The sequence below is a fragment of the Sorangium sp. So ce693 genome (assembly GCF_051521375.1).
Classification (GTDB): Bacteria; Myxococcota_A; Polyangia; order Polyangiales; family Polyangiaceae; genus Sorangium; species Sorangium atrum.
This window is the reverse complement of sequence record NZ_CP150347.1, coordinates 2,565,535-2,589,238: the sequence shown is the minus strand read 5'-3', so window position 1 is coordinate 2,589,238 and position 23,704 is coordinate 2,565,535. Positions and strand designations below refer to the sequence as shown.

The window sequence follows — 23,704 nt, the reverse complement described above, 5'->3', positions numbered from 1 at the left end:
CTTTGCGCTCCTCCCCGGCGATCGTGCGCCTGCACGGCGCGGCAAACGGCGCCGGAGCGCTCATGGTCGCACGGAGCACCAGCGTTGCGCAGGCTCTAGAGAGCCTTGTGCGGCGCCATTCGCCTCGCTACGGTCGCGCCGCCTGCGCGGCGCCCCTCATGGCCGAGCGCCGCGCTGCTCTAGGCTGCTCTAGGAGGAAAGGTATGTTGGTTCGTCGCTCGACGTCGTGGTTGTTGCTTGGCGCAACGCTCCTTGCGGGCTCGGGGGCGCTCGGGTGCGGCTACTCGGAGGAGGAGATGCAGGCGAAGGTCCGCGAGATCGAGGGCCTGAAGACCCAGCTGAGCGCCGAGCAGGCGCAGAACAAGAAGGCCAAGAGCGAGCTCGACGAGGCGGCCGCCCGCATCGAGCAGCTCAAGTCCCAGCTCAAGACGGCAGGCGTGGACATCTCCAACCTGAACGCGAACCTCGAGCAGCAGGCGCGCGCGCTCGAGGACTTCCGCCGCCGTGCCCAGCAGCTCGAGGACATCAAAAAGCGCTTCGAGGTCCTGCGGGACAAGCTCCAAGCCCTCACGAAGCTGGGGCTCAGCGTGACCGTCCGCAACAACCGGATGGTCATCCAGTTGCCCGGCGATGTCCTCTTCGACTCGGGACGGGAGACGCTCAAGAAGGAGGGGCAGGAGATCCTGATCAAGGTGGCCGAGGTCATCCGCAACGACTCCGGCCTGTCGTCGCGCTCCTTCCAGGTCGCCGGGCACACGGACAACGCGCCGCTGGCCGGCGGCCGCTTCAAGGACAACTGGGGGCTCAGCGTGATGCGCGCCCGCGAGGTGCTGGCGTTCCTGCTCCAGCCTGAGGACAAGGGCGGCGGCGGCCTCAAGCCCGAGCGGTGGAGCGCCTCCGGCTACGGCGACACCGATCCGGTGAAGCCCAACGACACCCCGGAGAACAAGCAGGCCAACCGGCGCTGCGAGCTCGTGGTGCTGCCGAACGTCGAGGAGATGCTCGACCTGAAGACGCTCACCCAGTAAGGCTCGGGGCATGAGCGTCGCGGCCATCGACATCGGCACGAACTCGGTCCTCCTGCTCATCGCCGAGCGCCGCGGGGGTGAGCTCGTCGCGCTCGTCGAGCGCGCGACCATCACCCGGCTCGGCCAGGGGGTCGACGCGGCGCGCGCGCTCGCGCCCGAGGCCGTGGAGCGCACGCTCGCCTGCCTCGCCCGCTACGGGGAGGAGCTCCGGTCCCGGGGGGTCGAGCGCGTGGACGCCGTCGGGACCAGCGCGATGCGCGACGCCGCCGGCGGCGAGGCGTTCATCGCCCGCGCCCGCGAGCTCATCGGCGTCGCGCCGCGCGTGATCTCGGGGCCGGAGGAGGCGGAGCTCACCTACGCCGGCGCGCTGACGGGGCTCGACCTGCCGGCCCGCGGTCCGACGATCGTGTTTGACGTGGGCGGCGGCAGCACGGAGATCATCGTCGGCAGCGCCGGTGGCGCGGTGGAACAGGCGGTGAGCCTCGACGTGGGGAGCGTCCGCCTGACCGAGCGTCACGTCCGCACGGACCCGCCGGCCGCCGCGGATCTCGAGGCCGTCCGCGCCGACGCTCGTGCGGCGCTGGCGACGGTTCCAGCCGTGCCCCTGCTCGCCGCGCCCACCCTGGTCGGCGTCGCGGGCACGGTGACGACCCTCGCCGCGCTCGTGCGCGGCGTGGCCCCCTACGACGGCGCGCGCGTGCATGGCGCGCGGGTATCCGGGGCAGAGATCGTGGGCGCCACGTCCCGCCTCGCTGCCCTGCCGCTCGCCGCGCGCAGGCAGCTGCCCGCCCTGGATCCAGCGCGCGCGGACGTCATCGTGGCGGGCAGCGTGCTCATCGAGGAGATCCTCGCGTGGGCCTCGGGGCTCGCCGGAGCACCTGTCGATCTCGTCGTTTCGGATCGCGGCGTCCGCTGGGGGCTCGCCGAACGGCTCAGCCCCGTCTGAGTACGCCGGCTCGTTTGAAGGCCGGACGGACGAAATGCGTAAGGTCCGTCGCGTCCGTCACATTTTCGAGTCATCCCACCCAGGTCCGGTCCGCCACCTCTCCCGGAGAGGCCCGCTCTGCCCTAAACTAGGCGGGTGAGCCGGCGCGCACCCACGCCGATGCCTCCATCGGTACACACTGTAACCCCGCCCGACCCCGAGGAAAAACCAGAGTGATCACGCCACGATGGCTCAACCACGGGGAATTTCGTTGACGTATCTCGGCCGGCTCACTAGAGTGCGCGCGCCTGGCGCAAACCGGCCCTTTTCCAAGAGGGCCGTTCCCCCAACTTCAATCCCTTCCGCCCGCAACCGTCCGCTTCAACCGCCGCTTCTCAAGATTCCGCCGTGCACGCCAGAGCACCGAGCTCTCGCGGGTCATGGCGGGTGCTCGCGTTTCTGCTTCTCGCACAGCGGTCTCGAGCAGCGGCTCATGGTTCTTTTCTCGGAATTTTTCTCGGAATGCGTGACGGTGTGTGTCGGTTCTGCGGGTCCAGGTTCAACCGCATGTGCAACGTACGCCCCTCGAAGGGATTTCGGGAGGCAGACGAAAAACTAAAAGGACGGCGGGGTGGAAGGCAAAGGAGACGATATGCAGGCTCGTTCGGAGATCCAGTTCAAGGTGGGCGACAAAGCCGTCTACCCGGCCCAAGGCGTGGCCGAGGTGGTCAACATCGAGGAGAAGGACATCGCTGGCAACCGTCAGCGATTCTATGTTCTCCGCATCTTGGACACGGATCGAAAGATCATGGTTCCAGTCAGCAACGCGAGCGCGGTCGGCCTTCGCCAGGTCATCTCTGAACAGGAAATCCGGGAAATTTTCGACATCCTCCGCGAGCGTACCATCGCGTTCGACAACCAGACCTGGAACCGTCGGTACCGCGGCTTCATGGACAAGATCAAGACGGGTTCTATTTACGACGTCGCCGAGGTGCTCCGCGACCTCTATCGCTTGAAGACGGACAAGCAGCTCTCGTTCGGTGAGCGCCGCATGCTCGACACCGCCCGGACGCTGATCGTGAAGGAGATCGCGATCGCCCGAGGTCAGACGGAAGAGCAGGTGAAGACCGAGATCGAGGCGATCTTTCTCGCCAACTAAGGCGTTACCTGATGGTTAGCGGCCCTGCGGCCGCTGCCGATGGAGGCCGGCACTGCCGGCCTCCGGGCTTTTGTGGACCGGAAATTCCACGCACCATCGGCTCGAGCGCGTTCAGAGATCGCTGCCCGGTCGCTTCTGCACGGGAGGGAGCGGGGGCAGCGCCACATCGACGCGCCACCCCGCGTCCTCGTAGACGCAGGGCACCTGGACGCGCTCTCCCGGGAGCAGGCCGGCGACGTCCACGAGGGCGTGGGCGCCGGCGATCTGGGCGGTGTAGCGCTGCGGCTCGAAGCGCAAGAGGAAGCGGGACGGCGTGATCATCGCCTCGGGCGCGATCGCCTTGCCGGTCGCGGCGCTGTAGCGCTGCGCGCGCGACGCGAGGTTGTCCCGAGCGCGGCGCGACAGGAGCTCGAAGGCGGCCTTAGCGTCAGCCGGATCGCCGTGCAGCTGGCGCAGACGAGCGACCAGCTCCCGGACGGCGCCGTCGGGCGTGCCGCTCGGAGGCCGCCTGCTGCATCCCACGGAGGCGAGCGCCGCGACCGAGAGCGCGACCGCCATGCCGGCCCGGACGAGGCGCGCGGCCGGCCGTCGGGCGTCATGTCGCGCGGGTTGCCGGTGCATGACCATGCCGCCCTCTCCTTAGAACGACGCGTCGCCGACGTCCACGGCGCGTAGCCGCCGGGTCCAGGGTGACGGCGCAGCGGATGGCGCTGTTCCTCGCCGGTGCCGCGGCGTCACCCCGGCGCGGCACCGGCGAGCGCGCCCACCTGGCGGAGCGCTTCGTACAGGACGATGGACACCGCGTTGGCGAGGTTGAGGGAGCGCACGGGACCCAGCGTGGGAATGCCGAAGACATCGTCCGGCATCCGGGCGATGAGCTCGGGGTCGAGGCCGACGCTCTCCTTGCCAAAGACCAGCGCGTCGCCTGGCCGGAAGTCCGCGTCGAGGTAGCTCCGCGAAGCCACCGCGCTGAAGAGGCGCAGCCGAGCGTTCGGGTGATGGTGGCGAAAGTGGGCGATGTCGAGCTGCTGCTCGAGCGTGACCAGGTGCCAGTAGTCAAGCCCCGCGCGGCGGACGCTCCGCTCGTCGATGCGGAACCCCAACCTCCCGAGCAAATGCAAGGGGCTCTGCGTCGCAGCGGCGAGCCGCGCGATGTTGCCTGTGTTCTGGGGGATCTCCGGCTCCACCAGCACGATCCGGAAGGGCGGATCGAGCGGCGCCGCACGGAGCCGGGGGCGACCATCGTTGAGCACGCCCTCTCTTTCCGCGACACGACCGCGCGCCGCAACCCCCGAGCGGGAGCTCGCGCGCGTGGCCTGGCTCGCCAGCGCCGCCTCGACGGATAGCCGGCCCACGCGGTCGCGCGGAAAACGCGAACCGAACGGACGGAGGCCCCTCTGTTCGCTTGACGGCTGTACGAGCGGACACGTAGCCTCCCGCCTCGGAGACACGGAATGCGCGCATCGTGCTGGATCGCTTCGGCTATTGCCCTCGCAGGAGTGGCGTCGTCCTCGCTCGCAGCCGCCGACGCCATGGATCCGGCGCTCGCGCGGCTCGTGCGCGACCCGGAGCCGAGCGTCGGCGGAGCCGTGCCCTGCCGCATCACAGGGCCGAAGAATGGCCTCTACTACAACCCCGCCTCCCGTTATCAGCGCTGCCTGACCGACGACGCTGCGTTCGCCAAGCTCATCGCGCAGTACGGCTTCGCGGTGGCGCCGTCGGCGATGCACTCGGCGCGGACCACGGGCTACGGCGGGTTCGAGATCGGCATCGAGGCCAACTACACGAAGATTGACAGCGACGCCGACTACTGGAAGCAGGGCACGCAGGGACCGCAGGATCCGACGAGCAAGAACTTCTCCATCGAGAACCGGAGCCCGGACTCCTTCCTGCAGCACTACGGCCTCAAGGTCCGCAAGGGTTTTCCGTTCGGGTTCGAGCTCACCGGCGCCGTCGGGTTTCTCGCCAACACCAGCCTCGTCAGCGCGGGCGCCGACGTGCGCTGGTCGCTGTTCGAGGGGTTCCGCCGAGGGCTCCCCGCGATCCTCCCGGAGCTCGCCGTCGGCGGCAGCGTCCGGACCATCACCGGGACCGAGGAGTTCCAGCTGACCGTGGCCGGCGCCGACGCGGAGATCTCGAAGCCCCTGCCGATCGCCGGCACCGTCGTGATCACCCCCTACGTCGGCTACCAGTGGCTCCGGATCTTCGGAGACTCGGGGCTCATCGATCTCACCCCGAACACCGACGCCGTGAACTTCTGCAACTTCCGAGGGGTGAACTCGCCCGCCAACCCCGTGCAGGGGCAGGACGGCAAGCCGCTCCCCCACGACGGCCAGCCGGTGTGCGACGGCGGCTCCCAGGCCGACTTCAACAACACCGTGGTGTTCGACGCCGTGCGCATGAACCGCCACCGGCTGCATTTCGGCGCGCAGCTGCGGTTCCAGATGGTGAAGCTCGGCGCGCACTTCATCACCGACATCGTGAGCCCCGAGGACGCGAACCAGGGCGCGGCGAACGAGATCGACGGCGAGAACAAGTTCGCCGGGCTCGGGTCGCAGTGGACCCTCGGGATCGATCTCGGCGCGATGTTCTGAAGCGCGCTGCGCCGGGGACGCTCGCCACGGGGCCCCGGCGCAGACCTGCTTCGAGCGGACGCGGCCCGCTCGGGGCGCGCGCAGCCTCAGCGCTTCGAGCTCAGATCGGGCAGCGCGTAGCCGAGCTCGGCGAGGAGCGCACGGAATGCGCGGTCCTCGTTCCGCGCCACGGTGAGGTGCTCCATGAACTTCTTGAAGTTGCCCTGAGCCGCCGCGTCGGCGGCGCGCTCGCTGTTCTCGAGCACGAGCAGGAGGTGCGGGTGCGCCTTGGCGACGGAGCCAGGGCACTCCATCTTGCTCGCCACCCGCGCGCGCGCTTCCGCGAGCGCATGCACCACCATGACGAGCTCCTTGTCATGGGTCCGCGGCAGGAGCATGTCGCCCTCCCTGCGCGCCTCGTCGAGCAGCAGGCTCGCCCTGTCCAGGTAGCTCCCGGCCCAGGCCGGCAGCGCGACGAAGAGCGAGCAGAGCGCGAAGGTGAAAGCAAGCATCAGGTGACGGATCATCGGCTGGGTCCTCGGTCGTTCACGGTTTGCTCGGAGGACGCCCCGCCGGACGGCGGGCCCCCCCTTCCCTCGGGCGCACCTTGCAGGGCCTCGGCGGCTGCCCGTCCATCGGATGCGGCGGCCGCGAGCTCCGGCGCGGCGCACGAAAGGAGCGCGGCGCGCGCGGCCGCCTGCTCCGCAAGCTTCTTCGACCGGCCCCGGCCGGTGCCGATGACCTGGCCGTCGACCTCGACGGCGACGAGAAACGCGCGGTCGTGGTCGGGCCCCTCGGTGCCCATCAGGCGGTAGCGCGGCGACGCCGCGCCGCGCGCCTGCACGCGCTCCTGCAGCTCGCTCTTGGCGTCGCGCCCGAGCATGCTGCCGCTCGCGAGCTGCGCGAGCGGGCTCGCGGCGATCTTCCGGCTCAGCGCCCGCGCGCTCTCGAAGCCGCGATCGAGGTACAGGGCCGCGACGAGCGCCTCCGTGGCGTCGGCGAGCACGTTCGTCTGGTCGCGCTCCCCGGCGACCTCCGCGCCGCGGCCGACCCTGAGCGCGGCGCCGAGCTCGATCCCCCGCGCCCACGCCGCCAGCGCGTCCGTGTTGACCAGGGCCGAGCGCATCATCGAGAGCTCCCCCTCCCTGGCCCCCGGAAAGCGCTCCATGAGGAGCTCCGTCACGCACAGGCCAAGCACGGCGTCCCCCAGGAACTCGAGGCGCTGGTTGTCCACGCGCCGGCCGCCTCGCTGCTCGTTCGAGAAGCTCGGATGCGTCAACGCCTCCTCGAGGTGCGGCAGGTCCCCCTCCAACCCCAGATCCAGGCGTTGCAGCAGCTCGCTCGGGAGCATCCCCAGCACCTTGCCCACGCGCAGCGTCAGCCCGCGCTCAAGCGGTCGGTCAGCTCGGCCAGCTCCAGGTCGAGCGCGGTCAGACCGCCAGCGTCATGCGTGGACCACGCGACCCGCACCTTGCCCCACGACAGCGCGATGTCCGGGTGATGATCACGCCGCTCGGCCAGCAGAGCGATCTGCATCACGAAGCCCACGCCGGTCCCGTAGTCCGGAAACGAGTAGCTCCGTTCGATCCGCTCGCCCGCTCGCACCCAGCCCGGGTGAGCAGCGACGAACCCGGCGATCTCATCGTCCGAGAGCCGATCACGCTTGCCCATGGGACGCAACTATGGGCTAAGCCCTGCCCCGGTGGAACCCCGGAATGCGGCCCCCGCCCCGCGCGGCGTCCGCCGCGCGCGCCGCTCGCCGTGCGCTATCCTCCCGCCTCGATGACCGGGCTTCACGCCTGCCCCTTCTGCCGGGAGATGTTCGAGGCGAAAGAGGCGTCCACGTGCCCTGCCTGCGGCCTCCGGCTGGAGGCGCTCGCGAAGCTCCCCCCCTCGTACGACGCGCTCCAAGATGAGCCTGGCGAGCCGCTCCCGCCGCACATGGAACCGCTCCCGTGGACCTACGCCGGGCGCGGCCGGGGCGCCCTGCTCGCGCTCTCGCTCCTCGGGCTCGCGGCGTTCTTCGCGCCGTGGATCCACGAGACGGCCCCCGAGCTCCGCGACCTCAGCGGCTTCGGGCTCGCGCGAAGGCTCGGCTGGATGTGGGCCCCCGCGGTCGCGTTCTTCGTGATGATCCCGCTCGCGCTGACCCGGAGGTCGATCCACAAGATGCGCGGCGCCCGCGTGGCCGTCGCTTTCCTCGCCGCGGTCGCCCTCGTCACCGTCGCGATGCGCCTGCTGTTCACGCCGGGCAGCACGCTGCTCCGTCCCGTCCGCTTCACATGGGGCTACGGGCTCTACGCGACCGGTGCGATCGCGCTGCTCGCGCTGCTCACCGCGGCGTTCTTCGGAGGAAGGATCGACGACCTCCCCACGGGGCAGCGGCGACGGGGCGACGAGGTGCTGCACTGAGCGGCGTGTGGCCGGTGACATCTCGGGTCGACAGGCCCGCTCGTGCGACGTAACCTTGATGGGAGTGGCCTTTGTCCGCTGCTCGAAGGTGCGCAATGGCCAAGAGATCTGCCAGCGTACGCCGTGAGCTCGCGCGGGACGACGAGACGTTCGATGTCCCCGCGGCGGTGCTCTGCGCGTGCTGCGGACAGCCCGACTGCGCCGGGTGCTCCGCGGCGAGCGACGAGGGCTCGGGGGTCGTCGCGATCGTCCCGTGGGAGCGCCCGGTCGGCGGGGTCTGGTCGCGGCTCTGGGCCACCTCGAGGGCGACCACGCTGGGAGCCGAGACGTTCTTCGCGACGATACCCGACGGCGCGCTCCCCGCGGCGATGCGCTTCGCCCTGCTGGCGGAGTCGCTCGCGATCCTGTCGATGATCGCCGCGCTCCTGCCCCTCGTCGCGCTGGCGCTGCCGGGCCTGACGCTGGAGCTGGCTCGCAACCCGGCCGCACGCGCGAGCGCCCTCCAGTGGCTCGCTATCGGCGTTCCGGGGGTCACCGTGTGGATGGTGCTCGCGCACACCTTGCACGGCGCCGCGCTCGACCTCGGGGCACGGCGTCAAGGCGCGCGGCCAGAGCGCCGGCGCGCGCTCCGCTTCGGGCTCTACGCGTGCGGCTGGGATCTCATGGCTGGCCCGCTCGGCGCGCTGGCCATGCTCATCACGGGCGGCACCAAGGGAGCCGAGCAGGTCCTCTCGGCCTCGCTCCGGGTACCGGGCAAGGCCTCCATGGCGCTGCTCCTGGGCGTCTACGCGCTCCACCCCGACGCGGCGGAGCGCGCTCGACGCGCCGGAAGCATCGCCGCGCTCGCGCTCACCATTGCCTCCGGCTTTGCCGCCATCGCGCTCGCCATCGCCTTCAGCTGACACGCCGTTCAGCGCTCTCGGAGGCGGCGCCGCGGAGGGAGTCGCCCCGGAGGCGGCGCCGCGGAGGGAGTCGCCCCGGAGGCGGCGCCGCCGAGGATGTCGAGCGCACGTCCGTGCGCGTCGGCCGCCTCAGCGCATGTCCTGACGCGGCGCGGGCGAGGGCGGAGGCGCGCCCGGACGCCGGCCGCTCGCGAGGGTGCCCGGGCGCTTCTTCGGCTGCAGATCGCCCGTCGACGTGATGTCGATGAGGTCCACGAGCTCGGGGGCGTGACCGGATACGTCCTGCGCTCGCAGGCGATCGAGGAGCTGCTTCACCTGCGCCTCCGCCTTGCCGTGCGCGAGGATCTGACGGATCGACGGCGCCTCCTGCTCGAGCGAGCGGCTCACGGGCTTCTTGCTCTGGCGCCGCCACAGCACGGCAAAGCCATCGCCCTCGGGCACGGGCTCGGGCACGAGCTCCGCGTCCTTCACCCCGGCGGCGGCCGAGAGGAGCCCCGGGTCGACCTTCAGCCCCGGCTCGGCCGTGGTGCCATCGGACGCCACGAAGCCGAGATCGCCGCCGCGCATGTTCGTCGCCTTGTCGAGCGATTTCTCGCGCGCGATCTCCTTGAAACGCTGGGGTGACGGGTCCTTCTTCAGCTCGGCCAGGATCGCCTCGGCCTCCCCGCGCGTCGCGACGAGGATGCGCCAGAGCGCCACCATCGCCGGGGAGCTGAACCTGTCGCGGTTCGCCTCGTAATAGGCACGGACCTCCTCGTCCGTCACCGGAGAGCTCGTCGCCGCCTCCGCCTGGATCCGCTGCAGCAGCGCGGAGCGCAGGACGCCGCGCACGCGATCCTGCACGTCGGCGCGCTCGGTGAGCTTCTGCGCGGCGGCCCCCTGGGCGAGGAGCAGCTCGCGCACGAGGACCTGGCTGACGAAGTTCTTCCGGATCTCGTCCGGGGTACGCCCGAAGGTCTGGAGCTGGAACGGCGGGACCTGCGCGAGCCTGCGCTCGACCTCCGACGCCGTGATCGCCGCGTCGCCGACGCGCGCCACCGGGACGTCCGCCGGGGCCGCTGGCTGGGCCTCAGCGCGGAGCGACAGGCCGGTCGACGCCGCGAACACGACCGCCATGGCGGCCGCGCCGAGGGGGAGCTTCAGCGTTCTCGCGCGCATCGGAGCGGGTTATCCCCGCGCCGGCAGGCAAGGTCAAGCTGCCCCGCGGCGCTCCCTCGGCGGATACGCCGCGCTCGCCTCCGCGCTCCCCGCCCCGCAGAACCCCGGCCTTCCGCAGCGCGTGGGCGTCGAGCCCGACGAACCGGTACACGTCCGCAGAGAAACCGTAGGCGCGGTGGAGGTGCTTCAGGCCTTCGACGAGCTCGGCGGTCACCTCGACCGGGGGCGGTGGCGGGTACGCCTCGCGGATCGAGGCGAGCGGTTCGCCCAGCTCCAGGAGCTCCTCGACGCGCGACAGCACGTCGATCGGCTTGAGCGCACGCTTGCCTCGCCGCGCGACCCCCTCGGCCAGCTCGGCGAGCAGGCGTCGGCGCCGGCGCTCGGTACGGCCGTCTCCGGCGCGGCCGCCGCCGCCCAGGAGCAGCTCGTTGAACCGGCGCGCGGCCCGGCGCTTCTCGACCGCATCCGGACTTCCCCGGCGGTTCTGCGCACCGCCACCCCGCTTGGCTGGACGTGGCGCTTTGGTGGACCCGGCCGTGCCGGCCGGTGAGCTCTTCGTCTTCACGATCCTCGGCAAGAGCACAGCGGCGCTCGAGGAGCCGGTATTCCCCGGCACATCTTCTTGCTGTCCCAGCAGTATAGACAGCTCATCCTCCTGCTTCGAAGAAAGCGGCGGGCGCACGGTCACGCTCGCCCCGCGCGGCGCTGGACGTCAGCGCCCGCCTGCGCACCACGCGAGGGCCGTTCCGACGGCCGCGATCAGCCAGGCCGGCCACGTCGCGCGCACGAAGCCGGCGACGTCCGACAGGGCGCTGCGCCGCGCGCGCCGCACAGCCTCGGCGTGGCCCACCCGGCGCACCTGCTCGCGCGCGATCTGCTCGTGCTCCTCGTCGTCGAGCGGATCGTTGCCGGCCAGATGGTGCAGGTGATGTGTCACCTCATGGTCGATCGTCTCCTCGATCTCCGCGTCGATGTCGAAGCCGGGATCCTCGCGGGCTTCCGACCTGAACGTCCGATAGAAGATCCGGATCTCCGGAGGATGGGCGATCCCGAGCGCGTCCGCGGGTGTCCCGGGCGTGTAGCATCCGAGCAGCGGCTCGCCTCCGTCGTCGCAGGCCGGCACCCCCGCGTCGATGAAGAGATCGATGTTCCGCACGCCGCGGGCCTCGTAGATGCGTCCGGCCGCAGCGCGGACGCGCGCCTCGAAGCCGTCGAGATCCGGAAAGGCTCTCGAGGCGCTCGCCCGAGCCCTCGTCCCCGCCCGCGTCGAGCGGGGCTCCCCGAGCTCGTCCGCGTCCGCTCCGTCCACTCCAGCAGCGCGCAGCGGGGCGCGCGCGAGCTCCCGCTCGAGCGGCACGTCGAGATCGTTGCGGGCGCCGCAGCCCTGGCAGCGGTAGACGGCGACGAGCCGCGCGGGGTAGCGCGCCTCATGGTAGACGTCGACGATCGCCCCCCACGCCTCGTCGGGAGCGCTGGCGAGCGCGTCGGCGATCACCGGCGCGCGGCGCTCGCGGCCGAGCGCCGCGATCCCCATGGCCACCACCAGCGACGGCGTGATGCGGAGGACGCCGTCGGCGGGCAGGCGGAGGAGCGGCATCGCTTCCTCGACCGTGCGCTCCACGAGGCGTACGGCGCGGCAGACGGCGCGACCCACGCGCAGCGCCGGGATCGGGTGCGAGACGCCGAAGTCGAACGGGCGATCGAGCTCTGGATCGTCGAGCTCGCCGTCGGTGAACGGCCCGATCTCCAGCAGGCTCGACGGAGCGACCTCGAACGGGGCGCTGCAGTTCTCGCAGGTGTAGGCGCCTGGCTCCTCGGGCACGATGCCGGCCGCAGCGAGGAGCGCGCGCAGGACATGGGCATCGGTGAGCGGGAGGCCAAGAGGATCCAGCGGCACGCCGCGCGCGTCGGCCAGGACCGACGCGCCCGCGAGGACCTGCACGTCGAGCGCGCACCTGCCGATGGCCGCGCGCTCGACGCCGCGGCGTGCGGGAGCGCCGAAGACGGATGAAGCGTGAGCGCGCGCGGCGGCGTCCGACAGGCGCGCCACGGCGCCGGAGGGGAGGTGGACCTGAGCGGGGAGCAGGCGTCGCGCGGGCGCAGGCATCGCGGCGGCCTATATAGCGGGTGGCTCGCCTCAGGGGTCCTCGGGACGCGACGGACCACCGGCGGCGCCCTCGTCGGCCGGAGCGAGCGATCCCCACGGCTCGCGATCCCTGTCGGTCTCGGACGGCTCGCCCGCCGCGCGGCCGACGTCGAGGCCGGCGGCGCTGGCGAGCTCGGCGGCCACGGCCGCGGAGAGCGAGCCTCCGCTGAGCGGGGACGCGCCGGTGACGGTCGACACGGTCGACACGGGCGACGGCTCCGAGGAAGGACGATCTCGGCGGCGACCTCGAACGAGCACCGGCGCGCGCTCCCCGTCGCCGGCCGGATCCGGCGCGGCCGCGCCCACGCGATGGACGGTCGCGCGCAGCTGCACGCGCCCGAGCGACAGGCTCGCCGCGCTCGCGGGCGGCACGCTCGACGAGAGCTCCGCGCCCACGGGTCCGCCTGTCCCGAAATCGAGATAGCGGGTGATCGCCAGCGCGTAGATGAGCTTGCGCACGATCGGCTCCGGCGCGACCCCGGATCGGAGGAGCGCGGCGAGCGTGGGCGTGGAGCTCTCCAGCGCCTCGATCACCGCGAGCTCGCCCTCGCGGAAACCGAAGCGGCCGGGCTCGAGGGCGGGGTGCAGGCGGAGGGGCACGGCCCCGATCCGCTCCAGGGTCCGCTGGAGGCGCGTCGAGCGCTCGCCGTGCTCGCGCAGCCCCGCCCAGAGCAGCGCGAGGGGATCGACCTTCGCGGGATCTCCCCCCCACTCGGCCAGCGCGTCGAGGCCGTCGAAGTAGCGGTATTTCGTCTCCGGAGGCAGATCGAACAGGCGCATCATCCGCCGCACGAACTGGACCTGGGCTAGCCAGTCGATGGTCGCGGCATCGACGCACCCCGACAGCAGCAGCACGTCCCCCAGGAGGCCCCTTGTCGCGAGCGCCTCCGCCAGGATCTCGGCGGTGATCACTCCCTCCTCGAGCAGGATCTCCCCGAGCCGGGCGTACCCGTCGCTCGGACGGATCTTCACGGGGTTCCCCCGGACGATCCGCAGCGTGTGCGCGGCGCCCGTGGGCTCCACCAGGATGAGCGCGCCGGTCAGCCGATGCTCGACGGCATAGACGAAAAGATGAGCGAACGGCGTCCGCTCCAGATCTCCTTCCGCCGTCGCGAGACCGTCGGGAGACATCCTGGGCCAAGCTACCATAGCGCGCGCAAGCCGGATCCCCCTTTCTCCACGCGCAGCGGCGCGGAAGCGGGCCTTGCGTCGCTGGTCCCGGAGCGCGCGGTGTTCACGCCGCCTCACGCCGCCTCACGCGTCGGGTCGCGGCCATGGATTCTTGCCGCCGCCGACGCGCGCTCGACGCACTCTCCACGCCCGTTCCATGCACTGGTTCCGGCGGAGTGCGCCCGCGCTCCGGCAGGGTGCTCCGCGCTCCAGCGTCGGCGCGCAGCCGGCGGGCATCGGCCGCGGCGGTTCCGCGCTACGGTGGCAAACATGCCGCGCGGACATGTGCTGGTGCTCGACGACGAGCGGGCGATCTTGACGACCCTCCAGAAGGCCCTGTCGCTCGAGGGCTACACGGTCGACGTCGCCGGCGGCGTCGGGGTGGCCGAGGAGAAGCTCGCGAAGCGGAGCTACGACATCGCGCTCTTCGACGTCTCGCTGCCCGACGGCGACGGCGTGGAGCTGCTCCAGCGGATACGCGTCGCCGGCTCGGAGCTGCCCGTCGTGATGATGAGCGGCCACGCGACGGTCGACGCCGCCGTCCGCGCGACGCGGCTCGGGGCGATCGACTTCCTGGAGAAGCCGCTCTCGACCGATCGGCTGCTGCTCGTGCTCGAGAACACCCTGCGCCTCGTCCGCGCCGAGGCCGAGGCGAAGGCGCTGCGAACGCAGACCGGCCAGGTCGGCGAGCTCATCGGAGAGAGCCGCGCGATGCTCGACCTGCGCGAGCAGATCGCGCGCGCGGCGAAGGCGACCGCGACGGTCTTCGTGACGGGCGAGCGCGGCACCGGCAAGGAGCTCGTCGCGCGCGCGATCCACGGTGCGTCGAAGCGGGCGCGCGGGCCGCTCGAGAAGATGAACTGCGCCGCGGTCCCGAGCGAGCTCATCGAGAGCGAGATGTTCGGGCACGAGGCTGGCGCGTTCACGGGCGCCACGAAGCAGCGGCGAGGGAAGTTCGAGCGCGCGAGCGGCGGGACGCTGTTCCTCGACGAGGTCGGGGACATGCCGCTCGCGATGCAGGCGAAGCTGCTCAGGGTGCTCCAGGAGCGGGAGATCGAGCGCGTGGGCGGGCACGAGACGATCAAGGTCGACGTGCGCGTGGTGGCGGCGACGAACCGCGACATCGAGGCGGCGTGCCGGGAGGGGCAGTTCCGGCCGGATCTCTACGATCGGCTGAACGTGCTGCCGCTGTCGCTGCCGCCGCTCCGCGCGCGGCGCGAGGACGTGCCGCTGCTCGCGCGGCATTTCCTCGCGCTCGCGACGCAGGCGAACGATCGGCCCGGGATGGCGTTCACGGACGGCGGGATGAGCATGCTGGTCGCCTACAGCTTCCCGGGGAACGTGCGGGAGCTGCGCAACATCATCGAGCGGCTGGTGATCCTGACGCCGGACGAGACGATCGACGAGGGCGACGTGAAGGTCTGCCTCGGAGGGCAGCAGGCGGCGATGAAGGGCGGGCTCTTCCGGCCGGGGGTGCCGTTCCGGGTGCTCGCGGAGGAGGCGGAGCGGACCATCCTGGAGGAGGCGCTCGGCCATCATGGAGGGCAGATGGCCGCGACGGCCCGCGGGCTCGGGCTCGAGCGGAGCCACCTGTACAAGAAGTTCAAGGCGCTCGGGCTGCGGGGGGACAAGGGCGAGGCGGAGGACGAGTAGGTCGCGCCGCGAGAGGTCTGCGTGCTCGCGGCAGCAACCGTTTCCGGTTCGCCGAGGGCCCCAGCTGCCTTCCCATTTCCGTTTCCGTTTCACCGGCGGGCGGAACCCGCGCATCTTCACCCAGCGCGCGGCGATTTCACCTGGCACCCCGTGAGCGCCGGAGGGGGTCTCCGCGCGGCAGGGCGCGGGTGGGCGCGGCGAGCACCGACCGAGGTGCCATAAGGTCCCAGCGGGCTCCACGTCTCAGGCGCGCCTTGTGTGGCGCGCGACGAAACGTCCCAGATGGCATAGCCCGAAGGGAGACATGCCGGGCGGTGGTCTACGCGCAAGCTCCGCGCTCCCGCCTCGGCGGATGGCCGAGCGCCCACCCGCGCCCTGCCGCGCGGAGACCCCCTCCGGCGCGTGCAGCCGGGATCTCCGCCCTCCCCTCCCCGCTCACTCCTCGCCCCGAGCCCCGAGCCTCAATCCGGCATCGCCCGCGGCGCAGGCGGCGACGCGCCCTTCATCGCCTTCTGGTACTCGAGCGCCTGCTTCGCGTAGTCGTCCCGCTTCATCTTCGCGTACGCCTTGGCGAGCTCCCCGTAGATCTCCGCCGCATCCCCCGGCTTCGACCCGGACAGGAGCGCGCTGTTCAGCTCGTAGATCGCCGACACGTGCCGCCCCGTGCGCGCCAGCGCCCGCGCATAGAGCCGGTGGATCTCCGGGTTCGCCACGTCGACGAAGATCGCGCCCTCGCCGACCTTGCGCGCCTCCTCCCACGCGCCGCGCTCCACGAGCAGCCGGAGCAGCCGCCGCCAGACACGGCGATCGTGCTGATCGAGGAGCGCGAGCCGGCGCAGCGCCGAGAGCTCGCCCGCAGCGTCCTTCTGCCGATGCGCGAGGTCGTACAGCCCCTGGAGCGGCTCGGCCTGCGTGGGATCCTGGCGCGACGCCGCCTCGAGGTTCGCCTTCATCTTCGCCGCGTCCTTCTTCAGCTCGGCGAGATCGGCGAGCTTCATCCGCACGACGTAGCCGTCGTTCCCGTCGGCGATCATCTTGCTCAAGAGCCTCGCCGCCTCGTCGGGCTTCTTCTCGGCGAAGGCCGCCCGCACCTTGAGGTAGGTCGCGTCAGGCTGCTTCGGGTCGACCCGGAGCGCCTCGGCGAGCACCGCCTCGCCCTCCTGGCGCTGCCCGTCCTCGAACAGCGCGAGCGCGAGCTCGACGAGCCGCTTCGCGTCCTTCGGAGCGCGCGCCGCCGCCTTGCGCGCCTCGTCGAGCGGCGGCGCGTGCAGATCCGGGACGTACTGCTTCTCGTAGCGCTCGAGGCGGGGCTTCAGCCACGCGCGGAAGCGCCGATCGAGCTCCTCCGCGCTGATCCCGAGCGACTCCTTCACCACCTCCTGCGTCCGCTTGCCCGCGGCCCACCGGGGCAGCATCGAGACAACCTTCGGGAAGCCGAACTCGCCCGCCATGAAGACCACGATCTGGCTCGCCGCAAAGTAAGCCATCGTCACGTCCTCGATGTTGTCGACGTGCGTGAACGCCCGGTTGAACCCGTCGACCGCCGGGATCCTCCCGCCCTTCAGGGCGGCGAACAGCGCCGGATCTTCCTCGCGGTGCCACTCGGGCCGCCGCACGATCGTCTCGTACTCGCTGAGCCCCTCGGTGAACCAGCGCGGGACGTGGTTCTTCGAGAGCTGGATCGCGAAGACGTGCCCGAGCTCGTGCCACAGCACGTTCCCCCAGTTGAACTCCCCCGCCGCCGGGCTCAGCGCCGCGAGCGTCTGGCCGAAGCAGACGCCCTGGATGCCCACGTTGGGCAGGCCGCTCGTCCTGACGCTGAAGTTCTCCGTCGACGCGTAGAGCTCGATCGAGACCGGGACCTTCGGCGTGAAGCCGTACCGCTTCACCATCGAGCCCCACGCCTCCTCGAGCATGCGCGGCACGTACCGCTCGAGGATCGCCCGCTCCTGCTTGTGGTAGCGGACGCGGAACGTCTGCCCCTCGACGGTCACGTACTGCGTCGCGATGTCCTTCTCGTAGAGGTTCAGCGTGTTGAAGACCCGCACGTTGAAGCGGTCCTTGTCCCACGCCTTCTGCAGCGAGAGCACGCCGCTCTTCTCGTCGCCGGCGCGGATCAGGTTCAGGCCGAGCGTGGCGTGCGCCTTCGCGTCGTCCGGATCGACCTGCGTCGCCTCCCCCATCATCTTGACGATGTCGTCGTAGCGGTGCTCCCACTCCGCGAACTCGCCGACGATCTGGAAGAACCGCGAGAACCCCGGGTTCAGGCCGAGCACCTTCGCCTTGATGGCCTCGAAGCCGGCCGCGTCGTCGGCGAGGAAGCGGCCCGCCGCCTTGATCGAGAGCAGCTCGAGGTCGTTCGGGTTCACCTTGAGCCCGCGGTCGGCTGCAGCGTCCGCGGCGTCGATGTCCATGTCGCGGAGCGCGAGCCCGGCGCGGACGAAGTAGGCCTCGGCGAGGTTCGGATTCACGGAGAGCGCCTGCGCGACCTCGCTGTCGGCGCCGCCGAAGTCCATCGCGCTCTCGAGCTTGACGCGCGCCATGGCGACGCGGGAAAACGGATCCTTCGGGGCGAGCTTGAGCGCCTCCTTCACGACCTGCCCGGCGTGGCCGGGGTCGTATTTGTCGAGGAACAGCTCGGCCCGCCAGAGCAACGTCTCGACCCGCTGCTTGCCGCCCACCTTCTCGGCCGCGTTGAACGCGTCGTTCGCGTCGCGCGCGCTCCGGAGCAGGTGCGCCGCGCGCCCGACCAGCGACAGCCCCTCCGCGTCGCTCGCGGTGATCTTGTCGTCGTTGTAGTCGTCGATGATCGTCATCAGCGGCGCGCGCGCCTCGCCCCGCTTGCCCGACTCGATCAGGAGCTCGCCGAGCATGAGCCGCGCGCGGCGGGCGTCGTCCTCCCGCTCCACCTCGCGCACCGCCGCGATCGCCTCGGCCATCTTCCCGCGGCGCGCGAGCGCCTCGGCCCGGAGCGGCGCGGCGGCGATCCGCGCCTCCTTGCCGAACGCGGCGGCGGCCTTCGCCGTCTTCACCGCGTCGTCGTAGCGACCCGTGAGCAGCTCGATCCGCGCCTTCGCGAGCAGCGCCGCGGCGCGCTCCTTCCCGCCCTGGAGGCTGAGGACGACCTTCTCGGCCTCCGCATAGTCGCCCTGCGCGAGGAGCGCCTCCACGCGCGAAAGCGAGGGGGGCGGCTCGCCGGAGGCGGGAGCGGGGGCCGCGCAGGCGGCGGCGACGAGGAGAGCGGCAAGAGAGCGGCGGATCGAGTGGCTTCGCATGTCACCCCGTGCGCAACGATGCGCGACCGTTCGTCATCGTGCACAACCGCACGCAAACGAACGCAGACCTACGCAAACATTCGCAAACCTACGCAAAACGAACGCAAACCTACGCTGAGACGCGGCGCCCGGTCGAGCCGGGAGAGGCCATCGTAACCGACGCCGCCGGCGCGACCGAGCGGCGAGAGGCCGAGCATGCGCGACCGCGCGAGGGCGCGCCAGGGCGCGCGCTCCCGCGATCGTGGTATGCGGGCGTCCATGGCAAGCACGCTCGCCGGTCGGGTCGTTCTCATCACGGGCGCGTCGTCGGGCATCGGCGAGGCCCTCGCCAGGGAGGTCGCCCGGCGCGGCGGCCGGGTCGTCCTCGCGGCGCGGCGGACCGAGCGGATCGAGGCGCTCGAGACGGAGATCCGGCGGTCCGGCGGCGAGGCGCTCGCGACCCCGTGCGACGTCACGCGCGACGGCGACGTGGAGCGCGCCGTCGCGCAGGCGAGCGAGGCGTTCGGGGGGATCGACATCGCCATCGCGAACGCCGGGTTCAGCGTGGCGGGACGCATCGAGGATCTCGCGCTCGACGATTTCCGCCGGCAGCTCGAGACCAACGTCTTCGGCGCGCTGCGCACCGTGAAGGCCGCGCTGCCGGAGCTCAAGCGATCGCGCGGCGGCGTCGCGCTCGTCGGCAGCGTCCTCGGCTACCTCGCGGTCCCCGCGGTGGGCGCCTACACGATGAGCAAGTTCGCGGTGCGCGCCCTCGCCGAGACGCTGCGCGCGGAGCTCCGCGCCGAGGGCGTCGCGGTCACGCACGTCGCGCCGGGGTACGTGGCGAGCGAGATCCGCCAGATCGACAACGCGGGCAACCTGCACGAGGGCGCCCAGGATCCCGTGCCGCGCTGGCTCGTCATGCCGGCGCAGACGGCGGCGCGACAGATCATGGACGGCATCGTCGCGCGGCGCGCCGAGGTGATCGTCACCGCCCACGGCAAGCTCGGGGTGTCGCTCTCGAGGCACGCCCCGGGGCTCCTCCGCGCGACCGTGTCGAGGCTCCCGCGCAAGCGCCGCGTCAGCGGGCGCTGAGCCGGCGGCGCCGCCTACGGCGCGGCTTGCGCGAGCTCGCGCCGGACGAGCGCCTCCAGGGCGTCGATGAAGCGAGGCCGTGTGTTCACGGCCGGCGCCCGGGAGAGCCGCGCGAGGCCCGCCTCACGGGCGAATACCTGCGCCTCCACGTCGAGATCGTAGAGGGTCTCGACGTGATCCGCGACGAAGCCGATCGGCGCGATCAGCGCCTCCCGCACGCCGCGCGCGGCGAGGCCGGCGAACGTCGACCGCAGATCCGGACCGAGCCAGGCGTCGCCGGTCATGCCCTGGCTCTGGAAGGCGACGAGCACCGGGTTCCCGCGAGGGGCGATGCGGCGCTCCACCTCGGCGGCCATCGCGCGGAACTGGCGCTCGTAAGGATCTCCGGCGGCGATGATCCGCTGCGGGAGGCTGTGGGCCGAGAGGATCACCGCCACCTTCGCCCGGCTCTCCTCGGGGGCGCGCGCGAGCGCCTCGTCGATCACCTCGACGAAGGCGTCGATCAGCGCCGGCTCGAGCCCCCACGCGGGCACGCACCGGACCTCCATGCCGCCCTGCTCGGCTGCCGCGTCGCGGACGACGGCGTGGTAGACGTCGACGGACTGCGGCGCGAGCGGCAGCGAGACGACGCGCCTCACGCCGCTGCGGTGGAGCGCGCCGAGCACCTCGGCCGGATACGGGTGCCAGAGGCGCCCGGCAATGGCGACCGGGAGACCGAGCCTCGCGGCGAGCGCGTCCGCCTGGGCCTGCGTGATGCGCATGAGCGGCGAGCCGCCGATCGCCTGGAAGCGGCGGCGGACCTCGTCGATCACCTCTGGCGGGGCCGGCCTGCCGCGGCGGATGTTGGTGACGAATGCGGGCAGATCGTCGAGCCGCTCGACGGTGCCGTGGCAGCTGAGGAGGACGGCGGTGGTCACGGCGCCACTCTACATCGCCGCCGCGGGAGCAGCGCAGCCCTCGCCGCCGCGCGAGCAGCGCAGCCCCCGCCAGCGCGAGCAGCACGGCCCTCGGCGGCGCGTGGGACGGCACCGCCGCTCGCCGGCGCTGGCTCAGTCCGCGTCCCAGGCGACGACGACGCGATCGTGGCCGATGAGGCCGTTTTTCTTGCGGGCCAGGTGCTGCGCGACGACCCGATCGCCGGCCGCATAGACGCGCACCTCCATGTACGCCAGCCCCTCATCGGTCTCGATTCCATCCAGGATCTCCGTCGAATCGAGCTGGCGCTCCCAGTCCGAGACCGGATCGCGGAAGAGGTCGCTCTTGAGCCGCTCCATGATCGCTTGCCTCCCGCGGGTGACGCTGGGGTGGGCCGGCGGATCGCGGCTGCTCACCTCCTCGATCACGGCGTCTTCCGCGTAGATCCGGGAGAGGGCCTCGATGTCCTTGCCCCCCAGGGCACGGGTGATCTCTGCGAGCAGTCCACCGTTCACCCGCTGGGCCGAGGGTCGCGTCCGCGCCGAGCCTTCCATGCACGCTTGCATGGGACGCAGCGGCGCAGGCGTCGAGCCCGTGCCAGGGCTGCGCGGCGACGGTGACGGAGGGCTGCATCCCGGCAGCGGTGACGGATGCGACAGATGAGCGCTGAGCTCGGTGGGCAGCCCTCCTCCACGGGGCCACCAGCCGAGATCGCGCGGCTGGCGGCGAGTTGCAGCGCCCGGGCGGACGTGATGAATAAGGAAGGTTATGACGCAGCGCCGCACGGTCGTGCTCGCCGATCTCCATCTCGTGCGCCAGACGCCGCGCGACGTGACCGCCGATCTTGCCCGGTTCGTGGAGGCCCACCGGGGGGCACGCATCGTGGTCGCGGGCGATCTGTTCGATCTCTCCTCCGAGTCGCCCTGGATGCCCCGGCCGCGCGCGCTGCGCGAGGCGCTGCTCGCGCACCCGACCGCGCGGGCGGCGCTCGCCGAGCACCTCGACCGGGGCGGCGAGCTCTGGCTGGCGGGTGGCAATCACGACGCCGAGGTCGGGGCGCCCGACTTCCCCGTGGCGCTGGCGGAGGCGCTCGAGGTGACCGGCGAGGCCCGGTCGCGGATCCGGACGACGCCCTGGTTCTTCCGCGAGGGGGCGATCCACCTCGAGCACGGCCACCTGTACGATCCGGACAACGCCCCGGCTCACCCGCTCGTGGTCGGCGAGCGCAGCCTCGGCGTTCACTTCGTCGAGGAGTTCATCGCGCCGACCGGCGCGCACCGTTATCTGCAGGCGAACGATCAGACGCCGCTCAGCTTGTTCCTGTCGGCGTTCACCTGGTACGGCCCTCGCGCGCCCTACGTCATCTACCGCTACTTCCACGCGGCGATCGGCGCGATGTTGAAGAGCGGCCCGCTCTACCGCGCGGAAGGCGAGGCCGCGGTGGGGGCCGCGGCCATGGAGCGCTTCGCGCACGAGCTCGGGGTGCCGCGCGCGATGGCAGACGCGCTCGTCGGGCTCGGGGCCACGCCGACCCTGGAGAGCGCGGCGCGCACGTTCACGCGGCTGTACTTCGATCGCGTGATCGCGACGTTGTCGATGGGCGCCGGGATCGCGGCGCTCGGGCTCGGCGCGCGGGGGACCGGCGCCGCGGCGCTCGGGCTCGGCGCGCTGCTGATGGGCGCGAGCTGGGCGAGCGGGCACAACCGCTACGCCGGTACGGTCACCGAGCGCCTGGCCGAGAGCGCCAGCCGCGTCGCAAGGACGACAGGCGCGAAGCTGGTCGTCTTCGGCCACACGCACCGCGAGGCGCTCGGCGACGGTTACGCGAACACCGGCAGCTTCTCGTTCCCACGCGCCGCGCCCGGCCGGCCCTACGTGGAGATCGAGGGATCGCCCGAAGCCCCCCGCGCGGCGACCCGCTTCTGGCGAGCCGTAGCGTGACTCCGAACCACTAGAAGCGCCGCCGAGCGGCGGCCACCCGCACAGGAGACGGGCCCAGATCGGCGTTTTCGGCGCGCAGGCGTACTCCAGTACGCCGAGCACCGAAAACGTCGAGGTGGGCCCGTATCCGAAGCGGGTGGCCGTCGCTCAGCTGCCGCTCGCGTGGGCGGTGAGCGCGCCCTCGACCAGGTCGAGCGCGAGCGGGACGTCCTCTTCCGGGATCGGCGCGCCGCCGAGCATCGCTGCCAGCAGCCGCTCCCTCGGCTCCGGCCGCAACACGACAGGGCCGCCGCCACAGGCCCGGCAGACGAGGCCGCCGCGCGCCGGGTCGGCGCAGGCCGACTGCGTCGCGTCGCAGGCGCGCCCGCAACGGACACACTGCGTGAGCTCGAGGCCCCAGCCGAAAGCGACGAGCAGGCGCAGGCCGGTCTCCGCCAGCAGCGCCTGGGGAGGAGGCGTGGACACCTCGTCGAGGCGGTCGAGCAGCTGGTTCAGCTCGCGCCACGCCGCATGCTCGGCGGTGTGCGCCGGCGCGATCTCCCGCACCCAGCGCAGCGCGCGCCCGGCCACCTCGAGGCGCCCGAGATCCCCCGCGAGGCGCAGGCGCGGGCGCTCGATCGCCGCTTCCGTGAGCTGGGCGAGCTCCGCGCCAGGACGGATCTCCAGGGTCACGCGGAGCAGGTGCATCGGCTCGAGCGCCGGGAAGCGCTTGGCCGAGCGGCGCGCGCCGCGCGCCGTGGCAGAGATGAGCCCGCCCTGCTCGGTGAAGAGCCCGACCAGGAGATCGGCTTCACCGAAAGGTACACGCCGGACCAGAAGCGCCCCGGTCCGGAGGCGCTCCGTCCGCGGGCGAACCGATCGAGGCATGGCAGATACCGGCGGGTTACGACGTGAACCGCGCGCGAGCGCGCGGCGAAAATTTGGCCCTCAGACCGAGAGGGAGGTACTCGCCCTCGCGCGGGTACCCTCCGACAGCTCCGGCGGCATGTCGTGGCCGCGGGGCCTGAGCACGATGCTGAGCGCCAGCGTGAAGAGGATGAGCAACAACACGAACGCGATCGCGACCCCGAAGCGCCTGCTCTGGGTGCGGCGCGCGGGCGCCGCGATGGGCAGCGGTGTCACCAGCGCGATCCGGCGGCTCGCCGTGTATCGGGCCAACACCTCCTCCATCGGGAGCGAGACCGCGCGAGCGTACGCCTTCAAAAACCCGCGAACGAACACCTCGCCAGGCAGGTCGTCGAAATGATCTGCCTCGATTCGCTCGATGGAGATCACCGGGATGCGCGTGGCGCGGGCGACTTCCTCCACGCTCATGGCTCGAGCCTCACGCGTGCGTCTCAGGTAGCGTCCGATCGACTCCATCCCATTCCACC

General features: G+C 71.9%; 23 protein-coding genes. 9 read left to right on the top strand and 14 right to left on the bottom strand.

Features of this window, described 5'->3' with window-relative positions; translation table 11 throughout:
* Nucleotides 1–203: 203 nt before the first annotated feature.
* The 3 genes from WMF14_RS09925 (at nucleotide 204) to WMF14_RS09915 (ending at nucleotide 3,112) form a co-directional block, all read left to right on the top strand.
* On the top strand, nucleotides 204–1,028 hold the full coding sequence (locus WMF14_RS09925; protein ID WP_437800355.1) for an OmpA family protein: 825 nt from the start codon (nucleotides 204–206) through the stop codon (nucleotides 1,026–1,028).
* A 10-nt stretch (nucleotides 1,029–1,038) separates the two neighbouring features.
* Nucleotides 1,039–1,974 carry a Ppx/GppA phosphatase family protein gene (locus tag WMF14_RS09920; protein WP_437800353.1) on the top strand — a complete coding sequence of 312 codons (936 nt, stop codon included), beginning with the start codon at nucleotides 1,039–1,041 and terminating at the stop codon, nucleotides 1,972–1,974.
* 631 nt (nucleotides 1,975–2,605) lie between these two features.
* Nucleotides 2,606–3,112: a CarD family transcriptional regulator gene (locus WMF14_RS09915; protein WP_012234339.1), complete on the top strand. Its 507-nt coding sequence runs from the start codon at nucleotides 2,606–2,608 to the stop codon at nucleotides 3,110–3,112.
* Between the two features lie 111 nt (nucleotides 3,113–3,223).
* Here WMF14_RS09915 and WMF14_RS09910 read toward each other — a convergent pair whose 3' ends face one another.
* Both WMF14_RS09910 and WMF14_RS09905 read right to left on the bottom strand, forming a co-directional pair.
* Complete coding sequence (locus WMF14_RS09910) at nucleotides 3,224–3,739, bottom strand: hypothetical protein (protein WP_437800351.1); 516 nt, start codon at nucleotides 3,737–3,739, stop codon at nucleotides 3,224–3,226.
* A gap of 107 nt (nucleotides 3,740–3,846) precedes the next feature.
* Nucleotides 3,847–4,365: a tRNA (cytidine(34)-2'-O)-methyltransferase gene (locus WMF14_RS09905; RefSeq protein WP_437800349.1), complete on the bottom strand. Its 519-nt coding sequence runs from the start codon at nucleotides 4,363–4,365 to the stop codon at nucleotides 3,847–3,849.
* A 279-nt stretch (nucleotides 4,366–4,644) separates the two neighbouring features.
* Between WMF14_RS09905 and WMF14_RS09900 the strand changes: the two genes are divergently transcribed.
* Nucleotides 4,645–5,706, top strand: a complete 1,062-nt coding sequence (locus WMF14_RS09900) for a hypothetical protein (protein WP_437800348.1) — start codon at nucleotides 4,645–4,647, stop codon at nucleotides 5,704–5,706.
* Nucleotides 5,707–5,792: 86 nt separating this feature from the next.
* On the opposite strand, the gene WMF14_RS09895 is transcribed toward WMF14_RS09900, so the two are convergent.
* The 3 genes from WMF14_RS09895 to WMF14_RS09885 are packed head-to-tail and all read right to left on the bottom strand — an operon-like array spanning nucleotide 5,793 to nucleotide 7,356.
* Nucleotides 5,793–6,197, bottom strand: coding sequence for a hypothetical protein (locus tag WMF14_RS09895; protein ID WP_437800346.1), 405 nt, complete (start codon nucleotides 6,195–6,197; stop codon nucleotides 5,793–5,795).
* Between the two features lie 11 nt (nucleotides 6,198–6,208).
* Entirely contained in the window at nucleotides 6,209–7,036 is an 828-nt protein-coding gene (gene rnc, locus WMF14_RS09890; RefSeq protein ID WP_272101381.1) for a ribonuclease III, read from the bottom strand.
* Between the two features lie 26 nt (nucleotides 7,037–7,062).
* Entirely contained in the window at nucleotides 7,063–7,356 is a 294-nt protein-coding gene (locus WMF14_RS09885; protein ID WP_272101380.1) for a 4a-hydroxytetrahydrobiopterin dehydratase, read from the bottom strand.
* A gap of 111 nt (nucleotides 7,357–7,467) precedes the next feature.
* On the opposite strand from WMF14_RS09885, the gene WMF14_RS09880 reads away from it, so the two are divergent.
* Nucleotides 7,468–8,097 carry a hypothetical protein gene (locus WMF14_RS09880; RefSeq protein ID WP_437800343.1) on the top strand — a complete coding sequence of 210 codons (630 nt, stop codon included), beginning with the start codon at nucleotides 7,468–7,470 and terminating at the stop codon, nucleotides 8,095–8,097.
* Between the two features lie 95 nt (nucleotides 8,098–8,192).
* Nucleotides 8,193–8,999 carry a hypothetical protein gene (locus WMF14_RS09875; RefSeq protein ID WP_272101378.1) on the top strand — a complete coding sequence of 269 codons (807 nt, stop codon included), beginning with the start codon at nucleotides 8,193–8,195 and terminating at the stop codon, nucleotides 8,997–8,999.
* Between the two features lie 129 nt (nucleotides 9,000–9,128).
* Here WMF14_RS09875 and WMF14_RS09870 read toward each other — a convergent pair whose 3' ends face one another.
* Genes WMF14_RS09870 through WMF14_RS09855 form a run of 4 tightly spaced genes read right to left on the bottom strand, consistent with a single transcriptional unit; the run spans nucleotide 9,129 to nucleotide 13,434 of the window.
* Nucleotides 9,129–10,157 carry a peptidyl-prolyl cis-trans isomerase gene (locus WMF14_RS09870; protein ID WP_437800341.1) on the bottom strand — a complete coding sequence of 343 codons (1,029 nt, stop codon included), beginning with the start codon at nucleotides 10,155–10,157 and terminating at the stop codon, nucleotides 9,129–9,131.
* Nucleotides 10,069–10,845, bottom strand: coding sequence for a hypothetical protein (locus WMF14_RS09865; RefSeq protein WP_437800339.1), 777 nt, complete (start codon nucleotides 10,843–10,845; stop codon nucleotides 10,069–10,071). The genes WMF14_RS09870 and WMF14_RS09865 overlap by 89 nt, the downstream gene beginning before the upstream one ends.
* 24 nt (nucleotides 10,846–10,869) lie before the next feature.
* Complete coding sequence (locus tag WMF14_RS09860; protein WP_437800337.1) at nucleotides 10,870–12,264, bottom strand: metallopeptidase family protein; 1,395 nt, start codon at nucleotides 12,262–12,264, stop codon at nucleotides 10,870–10,872.
* Nucleotides 12,265–12,294: 30 nt separating this feature from the next.
* Complete coding sequence (locus WMF14_RS09855; protein WP_437800335.1) at nucleotides 12,295–13,434, bottom strand: hypothetical protein; 1,140 nt, start codon at nucleotides 13,432–13,434, stop codon at nucleotides 12,295–12,297.
* A gap of 309 nt (nucleotides 13,435–13,743) precedes the next feature.
* On the opposite strand from WMF14_RS09855, the gene WMF14_RS09850 reads away from it, so the two are divergent.
* Complete coding sequence (locus WMF14_RS09850) at nucleotides 13,744–15,126, top strand: sigma-54-dependent transcriptional regulator (protein WP_272101373.1); 1,383 nt, start codon at nucleotides 13,744–13,746, stop codon at nucleotides 15,124–15,126.
* Between the two features lie 461 nt (nucleotides 15,127–15,587).
* Here the strand turns inward: WMF14_RS09850 and WMF14_RS09845 are convergent, their stop codons facing one another.
* Entirely contained in the window at nucleotides 15,588–18,401 is a 2,814-nt protein-coding gene (locus WMF14_RS09845; RefSeq protein ID WP_437800333.1) for a tetratricopeptide repeat protein, read from the bottom strand.
* 258 nt (nucleotides 18,402–18,659) lie between these two features.
* Here WMF14_RS09845 and WMF14_RS09840 point away from each other — a divergent pair, with 258 nt between their 5' ends.
* Nucleotides 18,660–19,475: an SDR family oxidoreductase gene (locus WMF14_RS09840; RefSeq protein WP_437800331.1), complete on the top strand. Its 816-nt coding sequence runs from the start codon at nucleotides 18,660–18,662 to the stop codon at nucleotides 19,473–19,475.
* 14 nt (nucleotides 19,476–19,489) lie between these two features.
* Here the strand turns inward: WMF14_RS09840 and hemH are convergent, their stop codons facing one another.
* Together hemH and WMF14_RS09830 are read right to left on the bottom strand one after the other, a co-directional pair.
* Nucleotides 19,490–20,392 (bottom strand): ferrochelatase, encoded by a 903-nt coding sequence (gene hemH / locus WMF14_RS09835; RefSeq protein ID WP_437800329.1) that lies wholly within the window; start codon nucleotides 20,390–20,392, stop codon nucleotides 19,490–19,492.
* Between the two features lie 132 nt (nucleotides 20,393–20,524).
* Nucleotides 20,525–20,944 carry a hypothetical protein gene (locus WMF14_RS09830; protein ID WP_272101367.1) on the bottom strand — a complete coding sequence of 140 codons (420 nt, stop codon included), beginning with the start codon at nucleotides 20,942–20,944 and terminating at the stop codon, nucleotides 20,525–20,527.
* 214 nt (nucleotides 20,945–21,158) lie between these two features.
* On the opposite strand from WMF14_RS09830, the gene WMF14_RS09825 reads away from it, so the two are divergent.
* The gene (locus WMF14_RS09825; protein ID WP_437800327.1) at nucleotides 21,159–22,331 is read left to right on the top strand and encodes a hypothetical protein; all 1,173 of its coding nucleotides are present in this window, start codon (nucleotides 21,159–21,161) and stop codon (nucleotides 22,329–22,331) included.
* Between the two features lie 147 nt (nucleotides 22,332–22,478).
* Here the strand turns inward: WMF14_RS09825 and recO are convergent, their stop codons facing one another.
* On the bottom strand, nucleotides 22,479–23,198 hold the full coding sequence (gene recO / locus WMF14_RS09820) for a DNA repair protein RecO (RefSeq protein WP_272101365.1): 720 nt from the start codon (nucleotides 23,196–23,198) through the stop codon (nucleotides 22,479–22,481).
* 60 nt (nucleotides 23,199–23,258) lie between these two features.
* The gene (locus WMF14_RS09815) at nucleotides 23,259–23,693 is read right to left on the bottom strand and encodes a helix-turn-helix domain-containing protein (RefSeq protein WP_437328456.1); all 435 of its coding nucleotides are present in this window, start codon (nucleotides 23,691–23,693) and stop codon (nucleotides 23,259–23,261) included.
* Between the last annotated feature and the right edge of the window lie 11 nt (nucleotides 23,694–23,704).